This is a genomic window from Tenacibaculum sp. nBUS_03 (assembly GCF_051201695.1).
In the GTDB taxonomy this organism is placed as follows: Bacteria; Bacteroidota; Bacteroidia; order Flavobacteriales; family Flavobacteriaceae; genus Polaribacter.
The window spans coordinates 4,033,049-4,051,700 of sequence record NZ_CP179214.1; the positions used below are offsets into that span (position 1 = coordinate 4,033,049).

Annotated in this window: 20 protein-coding genes; 9 read left to right on the forward strand and 11 right to left on the reverse strand. The window is 29.4% G+C overall.

From position 1 onward, the window contains the following. Position 1 precedes the first annotated feature (1 nt). From ACMFBB_RS18450 to ACMFBB_RS18470, 5 genes are all read left to right on the forward strand, one after another. On the forward strand, positions 2 to 523 hold the full coding sequence (locus tag ACMFBB_RS18450) for a glycosyltransferase (protein WP_435264334.1): 522 nt from the start codon (positions 2 to 4) through the stop codon (positions 521 to 523). Further along, a complete protein-coding gene (locus ACMFBB_RS18455; protein WP_435262204.1) occupies positions 520 to 951 on the forward strand; it encodes a hypothetical protein in 432 nt (143 codons plus the stop codon). The genes ACMFBB_RS18450 and ACMFBB_RS18455 overlap by 4 nt, the downstream gene beginning before the upstream one ends. A gap of 189 nt (positions 952 to 1,140) precedes the next feature. Beyond that, on the forward strand, positions 1,141 to 1,800 hold the full coding sequence (locus ACMFBB_RS18460) for a hypothetical protein (protein ID WP_435262205.1): 660 nt from the start codon (positions 1,141 to 1,143) through the stop codon (positions 1,798 to 1,800). Beyond that, entirely contained in the window at positions 1,797 to 2,882 is a 1,086-nt protein-coding gene (gene wecB / locus ACMFBB_RS18465) for a non-hydrolyzing UDP-N-acetylglucosamine 2-epimerase (RefSeq protein ID WP_435262206.1), read from the forward strand. The genes ACMFBB_RS18460 and wecB overlap by 4 nt, the downstream gene beginning before the upstream one ends. 2 nt (positions 2,883 to 2,884) lie before the next feature. Beyond that, positions 2,885 to 4,384, forward strand: a complete 1,500-nt coding sequence (locus tag ACMFBB_RS18470) for a lipopolysaccharide biosynthesis protein (RefSeq protein WP_435262207.1) — start codon at positions 2,885 to 2,887, stop codon at positions 4,382 to 4,384. A gap of 128 nt (positions 4,385 to 4,512) precedes the next feature. Here the strand turns inward: ACMFBB_RS18470 and ACMFBB_RS18475 are convergent, their stop codons facing one another. From ACMFBB_RS18475 to ACMFBB_RS18520, 10 genes are all read right to left on the reverse strand, one after another. After that, on the reverse strand, positions 4,513 to 5,091 hold the full coding sequence (locus ACMFBB_RS18475; RefSeq protein ID WP_435262208.1) for a Crp/Fnr family transcriptional regulator: 579 nt from the start codon (positions 5,089 to 5,091) through the stop codon (positions 4,513 to 4,515). 42 nt (positions 5,092 to 5,133) lie between these two features. Beyond that, positions 5,134 to 5,754, reverse strand: a complete 621-nt coding sequence (locus tag ACMFBB_RS18480) for a WbqC family protein (RefSeq protein ID WP_435262209.1) — start codon at positions 5,752 to 5,754, stop codon at positions 5,134 to 5,136. After that, positions 5,754 to 7,757: a signal peptidase I gene (gene lepB / locus ACMFBB_RS18485; protein WP_435262210.1), complete on the reverse strand. Its 2,004-nt coding sequence runs from the start codon at positions 7,755 to 7,757 to the stop codon at positions 5,754 to 5,756. The genes ACMFBB_RS18480 and lepB overlap by 1 nt, the downstream gene beginning before the upstream one ends. 73 nt (positions 7,758 to 7,830) lie before the next feature. Continuing rightward, positions 7,831 to 8,532, reverse strand: coding sequence for a 4-hydroxy-tetrahydrodipicolinate reductase (dapB, locus tag ACMFBB_RS18490; RefSeq protein ID WP_435262211.1), 702 nt, complete (start codon positions 8,530 to 8,532; stop codon positions 7,831 to 7,833). Between the two features lie 4 nt (positions 8,533 to 8,536). Continuing rightward, positions 8,537 to 9,118: a DUF5683 domain-containing protein gene (locus ACMFBB_RS18495; RefSeq protein WP_435262212.1), complete on the reverse strand. Its 582-nt coding sequence runs from the start codon at positions 9,116 to 9,118 to the stop codon at positions 8,537 to 8,539. After that, positions 9,119 to 10,006 carry a ParB/RepB/Spo0J family partition protein gene (locus ACMFBB_RS18500; protein WP_435262213.1) on the reverse strand — a complete coding sequence of 296 codons (888 nt, stop codon included), beginning with the start codon at positions 10,004 to 10,006 and terminating at the stop codon, positions 9,119 to 9,121. 7 nt (positions 10,007 to 10,013) lie between these two features. Further along, complete coding sequence (locus ACMFBB_RS18505; RefSeq protein ID WP_435262214.1) at positions 10,014 to 10,778, reverse strand: ParA family protein; 765 nt, start codon at positions 10,776 to 10,778, stop codon at positions 10,014 to 10,016. Between the two features lie 242 nt (positions 10,779 to 11,020). Continuing rightward, positions 11,021 to 12,034, reverse strand: coding sequence for a hypothetical protein (locus ACMFBB_RS18510; RefSeq protein WP_435262215.1), 1,014 nt, complete (start codon positions 12,032 to 12,034; stop codon positions 11,021 to 11,023). A 9-nt stretch (positions 12,035 to 12,043) separates the two neighbouring features. Beyond that, positions 12,044 to 13,162, reverse strand: a complete 1,119-nt coding sequence (gene dnaN, locus ACMFBB_RS18515; RefSeq protein ID WP_093870723.1) for a DNA polymerase III subunit beta — start codon at positions 13,160 to 13,162, stop codon at positions 12,044 to 12,046. A gap of 71 nt (positions 13,163 to 13,233) precedes the next feature. After that, complete coding sequence (locus ACMFBB_RS18520) at positions 13,234 to 14,184, reverse strand: lipid A deacylase LpxR family protein (RefSeq protein ID WP_435262216.1); 951 nt, start codon at positions 14,182 to 14,184, stop codon at positions 13,234 to 13,236. A gap of 69 nt (positions 14,185 to 14,253) precedes the next feature. Between ACMFBB_RS18520 and ppk2 (ACMFBB_RS18525) the strand changes: the two genes are divergently transcribed. Next, on the forward strand, positions 14,254 to 15,111 hold the full coding sequence (gene ppk2, locus ACMFBB_RS18525) for a polyphosphate kinase 2 (RefSeq protein ID WP_435262217.1): 858 nt from the start codon (positions 14,254 to 14,256) through the stop codon (positions 15,109 to 15,111). A 2-nt stretch (positions 15,112 to 15,113) separates the two neighbouring features. Further along, positions 15,114 to 15,896 carry a polyphosphate kinase 2 gene (gene ppk2, locus ACMFBB_RS18530; RefSeq protein ID WP_435262218.1) on the forward strand — a complete coding sequence of 261 codons (783 nt, stop codon included), beginning with the start codon at positions 15,114 to 15,116 and terminating at the stop codon, positions 15,894 to 15,896. A gap of 36 nt (positions 15,897 to 15,932) precedes the next feature. Here the strand turns inward: ppk2 (ACMFBB_RS18530) and ACMFBB_RS18535 are convergent, their stop codons facing one another. Next, the gene (locus ACMFBB_RS18535; protein ID WP_435262219.1) at positions 15,933 to 16,571 is read right to left on the reverse strand and encodes a hypothetical protein; all 639 of its coding nucleotides are present in this window, start codon (positions 16,569 to 16,571) and stop codon (positions 15,933 to 15,935) included. An 81-nt stretch (positions 16,572 to 16,652) separates the two neighbouring features. Here ACMFBB_RS18535 and ACMFBB_RS18540 point away from each other — a divergent pair, with 81 nt between their 5' ends. Together ACMFBB_RS18540 and ACMFBB_RS18545 are read left to right on the forward strand one after the other, a co-directional pair. After that, a complete protein-coding gene (locus tag ACMFBB_RS18540; protein WP_435262220.1) occupies positions 16,653 to 17,198 on the forward strand; it encodes a Smr/MutS family protein in 546 nt (181 codons plus the stop codon). 15 nt (positions 17,199 to 17,213) lie between these two features. Further along, the gene (locus tag ACMFBB_RS18545) at positions 17,214 to 18,359 is read left to right on the forward strand and encodes a cysteine desulfurase family protein (RefSeq protein WP_435262221.1); all 1,146 of its coding nucleotides are present in this window, start codon (positions 17,214 to 17,216) and stop codon (positions 18,357 to 18,359) included. Positions 18,360 to 18,652 lie beyond the last annotated feature (293 nt).

An 18,652-nucleotide genomic window follows, 5' to 3' on the forward strand; every position in this document is an offset into this window, starting at 1 on the left:
AATACACACAGCTATTTTGGGAATGAAAATAATTGCTCAAAAATATCCAAATACTTTACTAGTTTTAGTGGGGCCTGCTAACTATGATGTGAGACTTTATTTACAAAATTTAATAGAAGAGCATCAATTAGAAAATTTTGTGGTTATTAAAGAAAAAGAACCTTTCAAAAATGTTATAAATATTATGAAAAGTTCTCAATTAAATATTATCCCTCATATTTCCAATGAGCAAACAGAAAGTGCAATGCCTCATAAATTTTTTCAAATTTTATTGTCTGGTAAACCTTTATTAGTTTCTGATTGTGCACCAATGAAACGGATTGTTGAAGAAAAAGGTATTGGAACTTATTTTGAAGCTGAGAATCCAAAAAGCTTTGCAGATAAAGTAGTTAACATTCAAAAAGAATATCAAATAGCTTTAGAAAAAGCAAAAAAAGGTAATGAAGAGGCTTTGAAAGGTAAATTAAATTGGGAATTTACTTCTAAAGAATTAATAGCATTATATGATAGGTTAAGCAATTGAAAGTTTTAATAGTAACATATTATTGGGCTCCAGCTGGAGGTTCTGGCGTTCAGCGTTGGCTTAAATTTGTAAAGTATTTGAGAGATTTTGGGATTGAGCCAGTAATATATACTGTTAAAGATCCAAACTACCCTTTTATTGATGTTTCTTTGAGTAATGATGTACCTGGAAATATAGAGGTTATAAAACATCCTATTTGGGAGCCTAATAATTTATTTTCAAGATTAAAAAGAAGAGGGGCTAAAACTAGTGCAGGTTTTTTGAACCCTAATCCAACTTTTTTTGGTAAAGTGTTGCAGTATGTAAGAGCAAATTATTTTATACCTGATGCTAGGAAGTTTTGGGTAAAACCCTCAGTGAAAAAACTTAACAGATATTTAAAAGAGAATGTAATTGATGCTCTTATAACTACTGGTTCGTCCTCATAGCATGCATTTAATAGGTTTGCAATTAAAGAAAGAGTTAGGAATAAAATGGGTTGCAGATTTTAGAGATCCTGGACAGAAATAGATTATTTTCATCAACTCCCTTTAACAAAAAAATCATTTAATAAACACTATAAATTAGAAAAAGAGGTTTTAAAAAAAGCAGATGCAACTTTAGTTATTGGGAAAACAATGAAGAAAAAATACAGTCTTCTTTCCAATAATATTCATGTTGTAACAAATGGGTTTGATAATGAAGAAAATTTAACACAGGATATTAGATTAGATTCCACTTTTTCATTGACGCATATTGGACTAATGAATGCAGATCGTAATCCTAAGATTTTATGGGAGGTATTAGATGAAATTTGTAAAGAAAATTCACAATTTTCAAACGATTTAGAAATAAAATTAATAGGTAAAATAGCTAAAGAAATTGATGAGAGCCTAAATAAATATTCTTTCAAAACTATTACAAAAATAAATTATGTTCCGCACAATGAAGTTTTGAAGTATCAAAGGGAGTCTCAAGTATTATTACTTGTTGTAAATGATGTACCTAGTGCAAAAGGAATATTGACAGGTAAAATTTTTGAATATTTACAAGCAAAACGACCTATATTAGCAATCGGTCCTGAAGATGGTGATTTAGCCGAAGTTTTAAGTACAACAAATTCAGGTGAGATTGTAAATTTTAATAATAAAGAAAAGTTAAAAAGAATAATAACTAATTTATATACTAGTTATAAACATAAAGATTTGATTGTCGATTCAAAAAATATAGGTAAATTTCATAGAAAAGAATTGACAAGGCAATTATCAGAAATACTAAAAGACATTAATAATTCTTGAAAAAAATAGTAACAATATTAGGAGCAAGACCACAGTTTGTTAAAGGAGCTGTATTAAGTAGAATCATCGCTAAGCATAATGATTTTCATGAAATAATAGTCCATACTGGTCAACATTATGATGTTAACATGAGTGCTGTTTTTTTTGAGGAAATGAAAATTCCTAAACCTAAATATAATTTAAATATTAATGGTTTAAATCATGGAGCCATGACTGGTCAAATGATGGAGAAAATAGAGGAGGTTTTATTAGAAGAAAAACCTGATGCCGTAATTGTTTACGGAGATACTAATTCTACATTAGCAGGAGCTTTGACTGCTAAGAAAATGAATATTAAAATAGTACATATTGAAGCAGGTTTGAGATCGTTTAATATGGAAATGCCTGAAGAAGTTAATAGAATTATAACTGATAGAATTGCCGATTTGTTAAGTTGTCCAACTAACAATTCGTTAAAAAATTTGAAAAATGAAGGGTTTGAAGGTTTACCTATTACAATAAAAAAACATGGTGATATAATGAAAGATGCTGTTGAGTTTTATAGTAAACTATCTGAAGAAAAGTCGACTATAATTGACAGTTTAAAATTACTTACAAACGGTTTTGTTTTAGCAACCATACATAGACAAGAAAATACGGATTCAAAAAACTCACTTGAAAGTATTTTTAAAGCTCTAGAAGAAATAAATTTAAAATTACCCGTTGTTTTACCATTGCATCCTAGAACAGCAAGTAAATTGAAAGAGTTTAATATGAAACCAGAGGTTACTTTAATAGATCCCGTAGGGTATTTCGATATGTTGGCGTTGTTAAAAAATTGCAACATGGTAATAACAGATAGTGGAGGATTACAAAAAGAAGCTTTTTTTAATAAAAAACATTGTGTTATAGCTAGAAAAGAAACTGAATGGGTAGAGTTAGTTGATAGTAATTATGCAAAAATTACTGGTTCAGAAAAAGAAAAAATAGTTGAAGCTTTTAATTATTTTTTAACTTCAACTATGTCGTTTAATGAAGAATTATATGGAACCAATGTTGGAGAAAAAATTTATAAATCAATAAATAAACTAATTCAAGAATAATTTTGGGAATAGTATTAAAACAATCACTTAAAAACACTCTGGTTATTTATATAGGATTTATAATTGGAGGTATTAATACCGTTTATTTATATGACCGATTTTTAACTTCTCAGTATTATGGATTAGCTACCTATGTTTTTGCTGCATCCAATCTTATAATGCCTTTGATAGCTTTTGGTATTAATTTTACTGTTGTTAAATTTTTTTCGAGTTATACTTCAAAAAAAGAAAAAGATAAGTTTTTAAATTTAGTTCTGTTTCTACCATTGTTTATTGCTATTCCTATTGGCTACGGCTGGAATTTTGTTCATGATTTAATAATGACCTATGTTTCTAAAAGTAGCTCTAAAGAAAATTTAATCGTTGAGAATTATACAATTTATATCTATGTAGTAGCGGTTTGTTGTGCTTATTTTGAAGTGTTTTATTCTTGGGCTAAAGTTCAATTACAGTCAGTTTTTGGTAATGTTTTGAAAGAATTATATAATCGTGTAGCTGTTATGATTATGCTGTTTGCAGTTTCTTTTAATTTTATAACAAAAGAGGAGTTTCTTTTTTACATGGCTTTGGCATATGTATTAAGAACACTATTAATGATGTCATATGCTTTTAAATTATATATACCTAAATTTTCATTTGGATTGCCTTCAAATTTTAAAGAAGTATTTAAATATAGTGCATACATTCTTTTAGCAGGTAGTGCTGGTGCTATTGTTTTAGATATTGACAAGGTTATGATTCCAGGTAAAGATGGTTTTGCTATGGCAGCCTATTATTCAGTAGCAGTATTTATAGGTTCGTTTATTGAAGCTCCAAGTAGGGCAATGACACAAATATTACAACCATTAACGTCTAAGTCAATTAATGAAAATAACGACAAAGAAGTTGAAAGTTTATATAAGAAGAGTTCCATAAATTTATTATTAATTGGAGGTTTGTTTTTTATACTGGTAAATACTAATGTTACTGAGTTATTTAAAATAATGCCAAGTAAAGGATATGCAGGTGGTGAGAAAGTTGTTCTGATGATTTCTTCCGCAAAATTATTCCTAATGTTATTAGGTAGTAATGGTGCAATTTTAAATAATTCAAAGTTTTATAAAATTGTATTACCAATCGGATTAGGTATGGCAATAGGTGTGTATTTTTTAAATGACTATTTTTATTATAATTTAAACTTAACTACCGATGGATTAGCTTTAGCTACCTTATTAGTAACACTTTTTTTTGGAGGTTTTAAGTTGTGGTTTGTGCAAAATAAATTAAAAATCAATCCTTTTACTACTAAAACTTTCATAATGATTTTTATAATTTTTTCTTTATATCTTCTTTTTAATTTTTGGAATTTTTCTATACCTGAAATAGTATTGTTAGATTTTCCTATTAATCCATTAATAAATATAAGTTTGAAGAGTGTTATAGTAATACCATTATATATTTATCTAGTCTATAAATTAAAAATATCAAAACAATTTAATAAATTGTTAGGTAGGGTTATATAAAAAAGGTTTATTATTTAAAATAAACCTTTCTAAATGAATGTGGGGAGACTGAAATTTAAGACACAAATTGCCTTACGATGGCAAAATTAGGTCTTAACACAATAGTATTTGTTAACATATGTTTATAGTTAAGTAGAATATAATTTTTTTCTAATTCTACTTAGTTGAACGGCAGTAATGTTTAAGTAAGACGCTATTTGATGTAGAGGAATTTTTTTTTCAATATCATGTATAGATTTTTTTAATAACAAATACCTATCGGTGGCATTTAAGGTTGTTAACTGTGTTACTCGGTTTATAAGTTTTAAATATTCTTGCATCAATATTTTAGAAAACAATATTGAAATATCATGATTTTGCTCGGTCAACGTTAAAAACAAATTAAGTTTTGTTTCTAAAATTATTGAATCAGATAAACAATGATAATCTACATTTAAATTGGGAGGATTTATTAGCGACTTATGTGGTGCTATGACAGATATAGGGGTAAATAAAGTTCTGATGTATCTTTTTCCTTTCTGATCTACTAAAAAAGAACAGATAACTCCCTTTTGTAAAATAAAAAATTTAGACTCCTTCTGATTTCGTCCAGCTATTATGTCACTTTTTTTATAGTGCTTTACAGATAGAATATTTTCTAATTTATTTTTAGATGTAGCAGAAAGAGAACTATTGTATTCCGATAAAAATTGTTCTATTGTTTTCATTTTAAAGGTAATAGAAAACAATTATATTGGTTTATAATTCGTTTATTTCAAAATTAAGGATATTTTTTGTAAAAAGCTAATTGCGTTTGGGCCTTCCATAAATAGTAAGTCTAGTATTGAAAGATTTGGAATAAATCCAAATTTATCGTCGAACATTTGAACATAAGTATCCATTTCTATTTCGACTCCTTTTTTTGCTATTGCTAAATTTCTAAAATCTTTTTCACTACTATCAGAACTATAACTACTTGTTTTGGTATATGCATTACTAATTTGTAAAGCATCAGTAACAAACAAATGTGTGTCTATTACAACATCATGTAAAAAAGAATATTTTTTACTAAATATTTTATGAATATCATCCTCATAAAATTCAAAAAAAGGAGAAGTACGATACGCGGACTGTAATGATTTAAAATGTTGTATCTGCCAAGGGAAATCATTCTCAATTAAAGCATCTTTCGTTTTTTTTCTGTTTTCTGAGTGTTTATGTTTTACTGGTATGTTTAATGAAAGTTTTCCATTAGCACCATATATATAACAGCGATTTCTGTAAGTTTGTTTTTGAAAGTTGTCTTCAAACTCAAACGTAACAGAATTACATTGAGAAATTACAGAATATTGTGCTATTGGAGCAAAATACGTGGGGATAAAAAGAGCCATTATGCTTTCTTTTTTTTCTTTATAACAACAGATTTTGCAATAAAATCATGAATTGCCTTTCTTTTTTTATTTCCTGAGATTGTAGTTAAAGATATCCAACCTAATAAATACTTTGAAATAAATCTAAGCAATGCATAAAGAAAAGTTATTTTCTTATTAGTTTCCTCATCTTTTCTAACTGTTATGTTTGAAATACTATGACCAATTGTTCCACCATTTATTGAAGTTAGCAAGGGGTCATAAAGTATAAAAATGAATATAAAACTTATAATTTTTAAGGACGTATGAATTGATTCAAATAGATTAAAAAATTGACTTAAAGAATACATTAAAAACACCAATATAATACCATCTATAACTAGTGCTTGAATTCTATCTGAAACTGATGCATATTCATTATTAGTATTTTTAGAATCATTTAACACTTTGTTCTTTTTCCACCATTTATCAAAAGACAAATAAGCTATAAGTATTATTAAAAAAGGTAAAAAATATGATGTAGATTTTCCAGTGCCTCCAACAGTTGTAAACATTCTATCCCATCGGATTGATTTTAATTTTTCGCCAAAACTTTTAGCTTTCGGGTCCCAGCTTAACCAGATCATTACAGGTTTACCAACAACATGATCAAAAGGTACATATCCCCAGTTTCTGGCATCTAAAGAATTTTGACGATTATCACCCATCATCCAGTAATAATCTTGCTTAAAAGTGTATGATGTAGCCTTTTTACCGTTAATGTATATGTTATCTCCAAAAACAGTTAAATTATTATTTTCGTATCTACGAATAATTTGCTCGTAAAAAGGAATACTGTTTTCGTTTAACTCAACAGTTACCCCTTTTTTAGGAATGTAAATCGGTCCAAAATTATCTGATGACCATGCGTATTTAGGATTATGAGGAAAAACTGATTTATCATAAAATCCCTTTGGTCTTAATGTTTTGGTTATACTTTTAACTATTGGATTCTTTTTAATTAAAGCAGCTTCGTCGTCAGTTAAATTTAAAATATATTTACCCCCTCTTGAAATCCATTCACGAATATTATATTTTTCAACAGCACCTCTGCTAAAACTTTTTCCTTCCGTATCAACTTCAAAAAACCATTGAGGTTTAGCCCTGTCAGGTAAAATAGTTTTTTTACCATTAATAAAAACATAACCATCTCTAACTTCCAAACTATCTCCAGCAATACCAACACATCGTTTTACATAATTTGTACGTTTGTCTATTGGTTTATAGGTGAATTTTCCTGAGTTATCTCCCCACATTGTTTTTAATGAATCCGCTGGCCAGCTAAATACTACAATATCATTGCGTTTAATTTTTTGAAGTGCTGGTAAACGCATATATGGTAATGACAATTTATTTTTCCAACTATTTTTATTTTCAGAATTATCATCAGATAAAAATGACTTGGTACCTAAGCCAGGGATTGTATCATGAGCCATAGGAGCAGCTACAGTAGTCATTGGTACACGTGCTCCATAATGAAACTTACTAACAAATAAATAATCACCAACTAATAAAGTTTTTTCTAAAGAAGAAGTTGGAATAGTATATGGTTGCATAAAGTAAGTGTGCACTAAAGTAGCAGCAATTACAGCAAAAGCAATAGAACTTAACCATTCATCTACAACATTTGGAGGTTTTAAACTACGGTTTTTTATATGTGAGCTATCAGAAATATAGTTTAAGTAGTATATGTATAAACCTAGGGTAAAAATAGCTAAAAAGGTGTCTTTTCCTTTATTAAAACCAAAACTTCTACAAGTTTCTACCCAAACAATAGGGAACATTAATAAGTTTACGATCGGAATAAATAATAAAATAACCCACCATTTAGGGCGATTAAGTATTTGCATTAAAACAACTGCATTATAAACTGGTACAGCTGCTTCCCATGCTTTTCTACCTGCTTTTATATATAGTTTCCAAGTTCCTAAAAAATGGATTGCTTGAATTATTAAAAAGAATATAAACCATTCAGTAAATGTCATAATTTCAATTTTTTATTCCCCATTAGGGCAAAAGTCAATTTATTAGTGTTTTTATAACTAAAAAGTTACGTTTTTAACCTAAGTTTAACACGTCATTCATAGTATAAACCCCTGTTTTGTTAATAAGCCATTCCGCAGCTACAACAGCACCTAAAGCAAACCCTTGCCTATTGTGAGCAGTATGTTTAATATCTATAGAATCAACTTCAGAATTATAAGTAACAGCATGCGTACCTGGTACTTCAGGGGTACGAATAGCTTTTATAGGGATACTGCTTTCAGAAATTTGTTTATCTAATTCCCAAGAAGTTTTATTGGTATTTTCGATAATTCCCTCAGCAAGTGTTATAGCTGTTCCACTTGGCGCATCTAGTTTTTTTGTATGATGAATCTCTTCCATTGAAATATTGTATTGTTCTAAAGAATTCATCATTTTAGCTAACTGTTTATTCAGTTCGAAAAAAATATTAACGCCCAAACTAAAATTAGAAGCATATATAAAAGCGCCTTTTTTGTCATTACATAGGTTAACAATATCTTGGTACTTATCTAACCATCCAGTGGTTCCAGATACTACAGGCACTGTATTGGTAATACAATTTGAAATATTAGTAAAAGCTACATCTGGAATACTGAAATCAATGGCTACATCAGCTAATTTGATGTCATAATCTTCATTTCCAGTGTATTTAATAACAATTTCATGGCCTCTTTGCAAAGCAATTTTTTCAATTTCTTTACCCATTCTACCATATCCAAGTAAGGCTATTTTCATTTTTTTAAAAAGAATATTTAAATGTTAACCCAACTTTAGGTGCTTCAATAAGCATTGGGTCAGTTGAGATTGTTGGGTTAATAGATAAGTTGTCATTAGTGTTGAATTGAAGTAAGTGTGCATTTACACTTGCTTCAACTATTTGTAAAACGTAAAGTAAAACTCCTGTTAATAAAGATAAATCTCTATTTTTTCGAAGCACTTTTTGAGCGTTTTCTAAACCAAGAGTAGATATAGATTGATTACCGTCATCGTCAGTAAACTCATCTTTCAACCCTTGTTTTCTCAGTTTAAAAGCATTTCTGAAACGGTCATATTCATTACTATTTGTCGTGTAATAATAAATACTTGCACCAATAGCTCCCCAAACAATAGGAGCTTTCCAGTACTTTTTATTATAAATCTGTCCTCCTCCAGGGAAAATTGCTGAATAAAAAGCAGCTTTTGATGGAGACAAGGGATTGTATTTGTTAGTAGTAAGTTTAGACTTCTTTGTTTTTATGGCTAAAGAGTCTTTCTTTTGACCATAAAAGCTGTAGGATAAAAATAAGCCTAAAAATAGAAGTATAATTTTTTTTGGAAACACTTATTTTAATAAGTTTTTTATACGATTAAAATCTTCTTCCGAAGTAAAAGGTATTGATATTTTTCCTTTCCCTCGGTTATTAATGGTAACGTCTATTTTATTACCAAAGTATTCACTTAAGTCACTAACACTATCAGAGATATATTTTGGTAATACTTTTTTCTTGGCAGCTTTTGTAACTGTTCCAGCTTTCAAGTTTTTAACAAGTTCTTCAGTTTGACGAACAGATAATTTGTCTCTAAGTATTTTTTCATAGATGTTTAACTGATCGGTAGCGCTGTCAACGTTAATTAAAGCTCTTCCATGTCCCATAGAAATAAATCCATCACGCATACCAGTTTGAATAATAGGATCTAACTTTAACAAACGCAAATAATTTGTTACAGTAGAGCGTTTTTTTCCAACTCTAGTACTAAGTTCTTCTTGTGTTAATTGAATTTCATCTATTAATCTTTGGTATGATAAAGCTACTTCAATAGGATCTAGGTTTTTACGTTGAATATTTTCAACTAAAGCCATTTCTAGCATTTCTTGATCATTCGCTAATCGAATGTATGCAGGAACAGTTTTGTTTCCTATTAGTTTAGAGGCTCTAAAACGGCGTTCTCCGGAAACTAACTGGAATTTATCGCTAGCTAATTTTCGAACAGTAATTGGTTGAATTACACCTAGCTCTTTAATTGAACTAGCCAACTCACGTAAAGCTTCTTCATCAAAATAAGTTCTCGGTTGATAAGGGTTTACGTCAATAGAGCTTATATCTAATTCAACGATGCTACCTACTAATTTATCTGCATTTTTATCTGAAGCAGAGTTTACTTCTGCTGTTTCTTTTAATAATGCTGATAATCCTCTACCTAGAGCTTGTTTTTTTGTTGCTTTTGCCATTACTATACTATGCCTTTTTATTTAAAATTTCGTTCGCCAAATTTAAGTAATTTACAGCACCTTTACTGGTTGCATCGTAAGAAATAATGCTTTCGCCATAACTTGGAGCTTCACTTAAACGGATGTTTCTATGAACTATTGTCTCAAACACCATAGAACTAAAGTGTTTACGAACTTCTTCAACAACTTGGTTTGAAAGACGTAAACGAGAATCAAACATTGTTAAAAGTAAACCTTCAATGTCTAAATCTTGATTATGAATCTTCTGAACACTTTTGATAGTGTTTAAAAGTTTTCCTAAACCTTCTAGAGCAAAATACTCACATTGTATTGGGATTATTACCGAATCAGCAGCAACCAGAGAGTTTAGAGTAATTAAACCTAAAGAAGGAGCACAATCAATAAGAATGTAATCATATTCATCTTTAATGCTTTCTAATGCTTTTTTAAGCATGTATTCTCTTTCTTGCTTGTCTACTAGTTCTATTTCAATAGCCACTAAATCAATGTGAGCAGGAATTAAGTGTACATTAGGAGACGTAGTTTCTATGATAGTATCTTTTGGAGGAACAGTCAATTCTAAAACTTGATATGTTCCTTTTTCAATACTTTCCACGTCTATACCTAAACCTGAAGTAGCGTTTGCTTGTGGATCAGCATCAATTAATAATACTTTGTTTTCTAAAACCCCTAAGGCTGCAGCCAAGTTAACAGTAGTTGTTGTTTTACCAACACCACCCTTTTGATTTGCTATTGCAATAATTCTACCCATTCTAAATTTGTCTAGTTTGAAAGAGGTAAATTTACAATTATTTATGGTTTTTTAAAGCGAAAGATGTTAAGAATAATTAAAATCAATAAGATATTTTTCATCAAGTTAGCTTTCCGTATACTAATTAAAGAGGATTTAGCTTATTAATATTACTTGAAATAAATGTTTAAAAAAAATAAATAAATTGTTTTTATCTTAATAAGAATTAAATTTATGGATAATTGGTAAGTGATTTATTTAAATTAAGGTGTAACAAAATCAAATTCTAATTTTTCTATTTTGTTTCTCAATAAGTTTTTTTTGTTCTTAATAGTTTTTCCATCAATTAAATAAAATTCATTTTTGTATGTTATCAAACTACCAAGTCGGCAACTTTCATAAAAAGGAGTTGGCATTTCTGTAAATACTTCATTTACTGTGTCATAGTAATAAAAACTTAACACAGAAGGGTCGTTGATTATCGAATTGTTATTATCAACAGTAGGTACACCACCTAATCCAAATATTATGTAATTACCATATTTGATTGCGGTACTTTGACTGAAGTCTATCCCTTGTTTTCCTTTAAATGTATTAATAGTAGTTAAGCTAGTAAAATCTTCATTGAATTTAGATATGGTAATTGTATTGGCTGAAGGTCTGATGTTGTAATAAGTGTTGTTTATTATTAGAGAATTGTTATACGTAACACCACCATAAAGACCAATTGAACCGTTTACTTTATGAGTAGATAATTCATTAGTAATTAAGTTGTATTTGTATATATTGGTATTAGAGTTTTCAGGTGATGTAAAATATATAGCTTGGTCAGCTTCGATATAAAATCCTTCCGCAGAAAATAAACCTGTTGAATTAGAAATTGATTTAATAGTTTTCCATTCTTTATTAGAAAAGTTAAACTCATACAAACCATTTACGGTAAACATATACCATTTTTCGTTACGGATAAAATTAATAGAACCTGCTCCACCGTTAGGTGTTTTATTATCAGTGCTTATTAGAGTCCATGATGCTGCTTGAAAGTCAAACATATAGGTTGATTTTTCACCAACAGAAAATAGATTGTCTTTGTGAACTATATGAGTATTTAAGTTTAAAGATGGAGTGTCTGCTATTTTTTCAGAGTTTACTATATCTAAAACTTTAACAATAGGACTAGGTTCATCAGTATTCTTATTGTCATCTATAGCCTCACTTGAGCAGGCAATAAAAGGAGGTAAAAAAATGAAAAAAAGAAGTTTACTGAAAATTTTCATAAAAAAAAATTAACTGTTTAACATAACTGGCATTACTAACATAGTAACTTGTTCTCCTTCTTCTGTGCCATCAATAGGAGTTAAAATTCCGGCTCTGTTAGGTAAGCTCATTTCAATCAATACATCATTTGAATTGAGATTGTTTAACATTTCACTTAAAAAACGAGAATTAAACCCAATTTGCATATCGTCTCCTTGGTAATCACAAAGTAAACGTTCATCCGCTTTATTTGAATAGTCTAAATCTTCGGCAGAAATATTTAACTCAGTGCCAGCCATTTTTAAACGAATTTGATGAGTTGTTTTGCTAGAAAATATTGAAACACGACGTACAGAGTTTAAAAAGGATGCTCTATCAACCGTTAGTTTGTTTGGGTTTTCTTTTGGGATAACAGCTTCGTAGTTAGGGTATTTTCCGTCTATTAAGCGGCATATTAACAATACATTGTCAAATGTAAATTTAGCGTTGGTATCATTGTATTCTATAGTTACATTTTCTTCTGAACCTCCTAGTATTCCTTTTAGTAAGTTTAACGGTTTTTTAGGCATTATGAATTCAGCAGATTTATCAGCAGTAACATCTTTACGAGTATATTTTACAAGTTTATGAGCATCTGTAGCTACAAAAGTTAATTCTTTTGAGTTGAATTGAAAGAATACACCACTCATTACTGGTCTTAAATCATCATTACCAGCTGCAAAAATAGTTTTAGTAATCGCCGTAGCTAAAATATGTGATGGTATTTCGGTGCTACTTGGAGATGGTAATTCAACAGCTTTAGGAAATTCTTCTCCATTGAAATAGGCCATGTCATATTTTCCTTGCTCAGAAATAATTTCAATTGTACTATCACCCTCGGTTTTGAATGTTAGTGGTTGGTCAGGAAAAGTTTTTAAGGTGTCCAATAATAAACGAGCATTAATTGCAATAGCTCCAGCATCGGTACTTTCAACCTCTACAACAGCACTCATTGTAGTTTCTAGATCTGATGATGATATTTTTAATTGATTTTCAGATAATTCAAATAAAAAATTATCTAAAATAGGTAGCGTATTGTTACTGTTTATAACTCCTCCTAAAACTTGTAATTGTTTTAATAATTGAGAGCTAGATACGATAAATTTCATGGATTAAGTTTCTAATGATTAGAACTACAAATATATCTTAATTTGATGATTTTAAAAATTTATTTTACAAACTAATTAAATTGGTAGTTTATTTGAATGTTTCCGTAAAAATTTCCTTGCGGTACTTGAATGCTTTTTAGTTTTTTTGTGTGGTAATGTACAGTATATCCTAAATTAAAACGATTTGCTGTAAAACGAATACCAATTTCAGTAGAAAAAACAATAGGTGTAACAGGATAAGTTATTGGGCTATTTTTGTTTAGGAAGCTGCCTTGAATTGTAGCGTCATAAAGAATATAGTTAACCATTGGCCTTATGTAAATAAAAGACTCTATTTCATTATTGAACTTGGAATTATTATTATTTAAGTTGCTGTTAAAAGCTATTGAATTAACAAGGTTTTGAAGAGGTTTTAAACCAATTCTTCCATAAAAACCAGAGGATATATTTGTGAAAACTGTACCTAAAGTAGCTTTGTTTGTCCAATTTAAATCATAGTATTTTGATTTATTTTTTAATAAAGGTTTGGTGAAACTTGTATTAAAATTTAATGCAAAAGCGTTTTTTATTTGGTATTTCCATCCAATAGCTTTTCTAAAACCATAAATATCATGAATGAAATCTTGTAATTCTCGTCCTAACGCAGCAGGCCCAATAATTCCAATTTCTAAAGAGTTTTTTAATATACTGCTTTTTTTGAAAAAATAATTAATTCCAAAAGCACCGAATAAATAGGAAGCAAAAGGTCTATCTTGTTGCCCACGAGTTTGAACAGTAGCTTTGAAAGGAGTATACATTCTATGTCCTATCTGAAGCTCATATATTTTTTTTTCTACCTTTTTATTAGATAGATTGCTTAAGAAGCGGTAAGTGAAAAACATCCCATTTGTATAATACCTGTCTTGACTTAAAGATATATAAAGGTCATTATCGTTTGAGAAACTAAATTCTTTTTTATACTTACGCTGTGAAAAAGAGGTAAGAGAAAATAAGACTAATAAAAAAGCAATAATTTTTTTCATAAAAGTAAATATCATCTTATTTTAGCAACACTACAATTTAACTGCAAATATTATATTTTTTTATTATATATGGAAGAAAAACCAAAATTGACTATTCGAGATTTTCAAAATGTTTCTACAAATGATGAATTAAGGGAGCTGATAAAAGAAAAAGGGATTTCAATTGATAAGGTTGAAGTTAAAATCAATTATGAGAGTGAATTAAAGAAGCTTCAAATAGAATTGGTTAAGCTACAGCAATGGGTTGCTAAGAATAATAAAAGAGTAGCTGTTATTTTTGAAGGCAGAGATGCAGCGGGTAAAGGAGGGAGTATTCGTCGGTTTATGGAGCATTTAAATCCAAGATCAATGCGTTTAGTAGCTCTAAACAAACCTACAGAGGTAGAAAAGGGGCAGTGGTATTTTCAAAGATATATTAAAGAATTGCCAAACCCTGGTGAAATAGTTTTTTTTGATAGGAGCTGGTATAATAGAGCAGTGGTTGAGCCTGTTATGGGTTTTTGTAGTGATGATCAATATAAAAAATTTTTAGTACAAGTTCCAGAATTTGAGCATATGTTGTATGAAGATGGGGTTACTATAATTAAGTTTTGGTTGTCTATATCTAAAGAAGAACAATTAAGGCGTTTTGATTCTCGCAATAAAAATCCGTTGAAAAGATGGAAGTTTAGTCCTGTTGATAAAAAAGGACAAGAGCTTTGGGATAAGTATACATTTTACAAAGATCAAATGTTTAGTAAAACGCATACAGCATATAGTCCATGGATTGTTGTTAAAACCAATGATAAGAAAAAAGCTAGAGTAGAATGTATGCGTCATGTATTGTCTCAATTTAACTATGACGGAAAAGAAAACGCTAAAACAATATTAAATCCAGACCCTAATGTGGTAATGCGTTATTACCGTTCAGTAAATCATTTAGATTAATTATGGAAAATTTGACACAGAAAGACGTAAATAAACTTAATTCTAATAGAGGTTTAAAGGCGATTTTATCAAAAGAACCTTACAATATTGAGCGAGCAATTCGTTATGTTGATTATGAGCGAAAGTTAAAAAAACTGCAGCTAGAGTTGATTAAGTTGCAAACTTGGGCGATTGAAAAAAATGAGCGAATTATAGTTATTTTTGAAGGAAGAGATGCTGCTGGAAAAGGTGGGGCTATAAGAAGAATTACTGAGCGGATAAATCCTAGGCATATGCGTATAGTTGCGTTACCAAAACCAAATGAAGATGAAAGAACACAATGGTATTTTCAGCGTTATGTAGAGCGATTTCCAAAGGCAGGTGAAATGGTTTTTTTTGATAGAAGTTGGTATAACAGAGCCGTTGTAGAGCCTGTAAATGGGTTTTGTACTGAGAAGGAATATAACGTTTTTATGAATCAAGTGAATGATTTTGAAAGGATGATTTTAGAATCAGGGATTCGTTTAGTTAAGATATATATGTCTATTACCAAAAGAGAACAAGCAAAAAGATTTAACGATATTAAAAATGATCCGTTAAAACAATGGAAAATGACACCTGTAGATGAAAAAGCACAGGAGCTATGGGATGATTATACTGGTTTTAAAAGAACAATGTTTTCTAAAACGAACACAGTAGTTTCGCCTTGGAAAGTAATTAGAGCTAATAGAAAAACCATAGCAAGGGTAAATGTGATAAATCATATTTTAAAAAGTATCCCTTATGATAAAAATATAAAGGTATAAATTGTTTGTTCAATTTATACCTTAAAAGAGGTGTTTTTAATTTGTTATGTTTTTCTTTACTTCTTCAAAAATGAAAAATATTTCACCAGCTATTTGTTTACTAGATTTTAGATAGGTTTCTTTAGTGTCATCTCTCTGATCTGATATTTTAGGATCTGTAAAAGGTAAGTGAAATCGCTCAATTGCATCAGGAATAAAAGGGCAGTTTTCATCAGCGCTATCACAAGTGGTAATGGCAATATATGGATAACTATTGTGTGAATTGTCAAAAACTTTTGAAAAAGCTACTAAAGGAGTATTACATCCTTCAAAAGAAATTAAATATCTTGGGTTTTGATGAGAGAAATTATCAACATTAAATTCAAAACCGCTTTTTTGTAGAGCTCTTACGGTGTTTCTGTGAAATGCTGTAGCTTCTGTTCCTCCAGAGAAAGAAAAAATATTTTCAATTGAAAAATAATTAACTGCAAAAAAGCTCCATACTTGAGCAAATTGACTTCTCCTTGAGTTATGGGTACAAATAAAGTTTAAGTTAAGTTTATCGCGTTCAAAATATTCATCAATAATAGTGTCGGTAATTTTTGTTAATAGCTCTTTGCGGTCGTCACTTAAAACTAAATCTCTTTTTGCTTCTTCAAAGAAATTTTTTGTGTCTGTGTTTTTAGTGTTAATCATTTATTTAATGTTCTTTTGCAAATTAAAATATTGCCAAAAGTAACTGATAAAGTTTTAAGGTAAATTAAATAATAGTTAATTATGTGTTTTGAAATTGGAAACAAAGTGGTTGTTATAGATGATGTTATACGTGGAGAAATTTTTGGTTTTCAGGGTGATCTTGTGTTAGTGAAGGATGAAGATGGAATGGTGTATCAGTTTTTAAAAACTGAATTAGTTAAAATTGAAGTAGAGCAAAAAGAGTTGAGTAAGTATCTTAATATAAATAATACGAATTTAAAAGATAAACTAAAATCAGAACGCACTAAGAAAAATAAGTTTGTGAAATCTAAAAATGAAATTGTGATGGAGGTTGATTTACATGTTGAGAAATTATTAAAATCTACAAAAGGTATGGATAATTATGATATACTCTCATTTCAAATAGAAAAAGCTAGGCAGAAGTTAGAGTATTGTTTATCAAAGAAAATATCAAAAATTGTCTTTATTCATGGTGTTGGAGAAGGAGTTTTAAAAACTGAATTAAATTATTTATTAGATAGATATCCAGTGAAGTATTATGAAGCATCTTATCAGAAGTATGGATTAGGAGCAACTGAAGTTTATGTGTATCAAAACCCTAATTAGTGTTACTTTTGTAAAATGGAAAAAATTTATCTAGATAATGCGGCTACTACACCTATTTTACCTGAAGTAATAGAGTTGATGGCTGATTCAATGCGTGTTAATTTTGGTAATCCATCATCAACACATCAGTTTGGAAGAACAGCAAAAGTAGCGGTTGAAACAGCAAGAAAAAATATAGCAAAACACTTTAATGTATCTGCAAGAGAAATTATTTTCACTGCTGGTGGAACCGAAGCTGATAATTTAATACTACAAAATGCAGTAGTCGATTTAGGTGTTGAAACTATTGTTACCACTAAAATTGAGCATCATGCAGTTTTGCATACTGTTGAGTTTTTGAAAAGTAAATACGGGATAAATATTGTGTATTTAAGTGTTAATGATGATGGGGAAATTGATCTAGATGAGCTAGCTGATGTTTTAACGAATGAGCAAACTAAAACCTTAGTGACTCTAATGTGGGTAAATAATGAAATTGGTAACCTTTTGCCTATTAAAGAGGTCGCTCAGATATGTAAATCTAATGGTGCATTGTTTCATTCTGATACTGTTCAGGCAATAGGACATTATGCTTTGGATTTAAAAGAAGTACCTGTTGATTTTATAACGGCAAGTGCTCATAAGTTTCATGGGCCTAAAGGGGTCGGGTTTGCTTATGTTAAGAAAGGTATTAGTGTTTTCCCTATGCTTCATGGTGGTGATCAAGAAGGAGGAAGTCGTTCTAGTACAGAAAATGTACATTCAATTTTAGGAATGGAAAAAGCATTAGATGTAGCGATGGAAAGAATTGAAAAAGATACCATATATATTAAAGGTGTAAAAAAACAATTGATTGACGGTTTACGTAAGTTGTTTTCTGAAATTCAATTTAATGGTTTGTCAAATGAAATGGAAATGAGCACATATACTGTTTTAAGTGTAAGATTTCCATTTACAGATAAAATGTTGCTGTTTAATTTGGACTTATTTGGGATTTCTGCTTCAGGAGGAAGTGCTTGTCAAAGTGGAAGCAATAAAGGATCTCATGTTTTAGATGCTTTTTTGAATGAACATGATGCAGAGAAAACTTCAGTGCGTTTTTCTTTTAGTAGGTTTACAAAAAAGGAAGATATAGATTCTGTTTTAAGTTTTTTTGAAAATTTTAATAAAAAAGATATTTAAATCGATTTTAAAAGAGTTTTTAAAACAAGACTAGCTAGCCGTTGTTTTGATTTTAAAACTCTTTTAGGATAGGTTTATGAAGGTTGTTTTTATAGTTTTATATTATGTTTAATTTGTGTTTAATAGTTTTTTGTTATTAAATGTTTTTTTTTTTATTTTAAAAAAAAAGTAAATAAATGTAGGATGTGAGTAAAAGTTATTTATATTTGCATCGTTTATTAGAAACGTCCCCCCAAACTATAGATTTGCCATCAAAATGGCTAAATGTATTTTTTTTGGGGGGTTTTTTATGC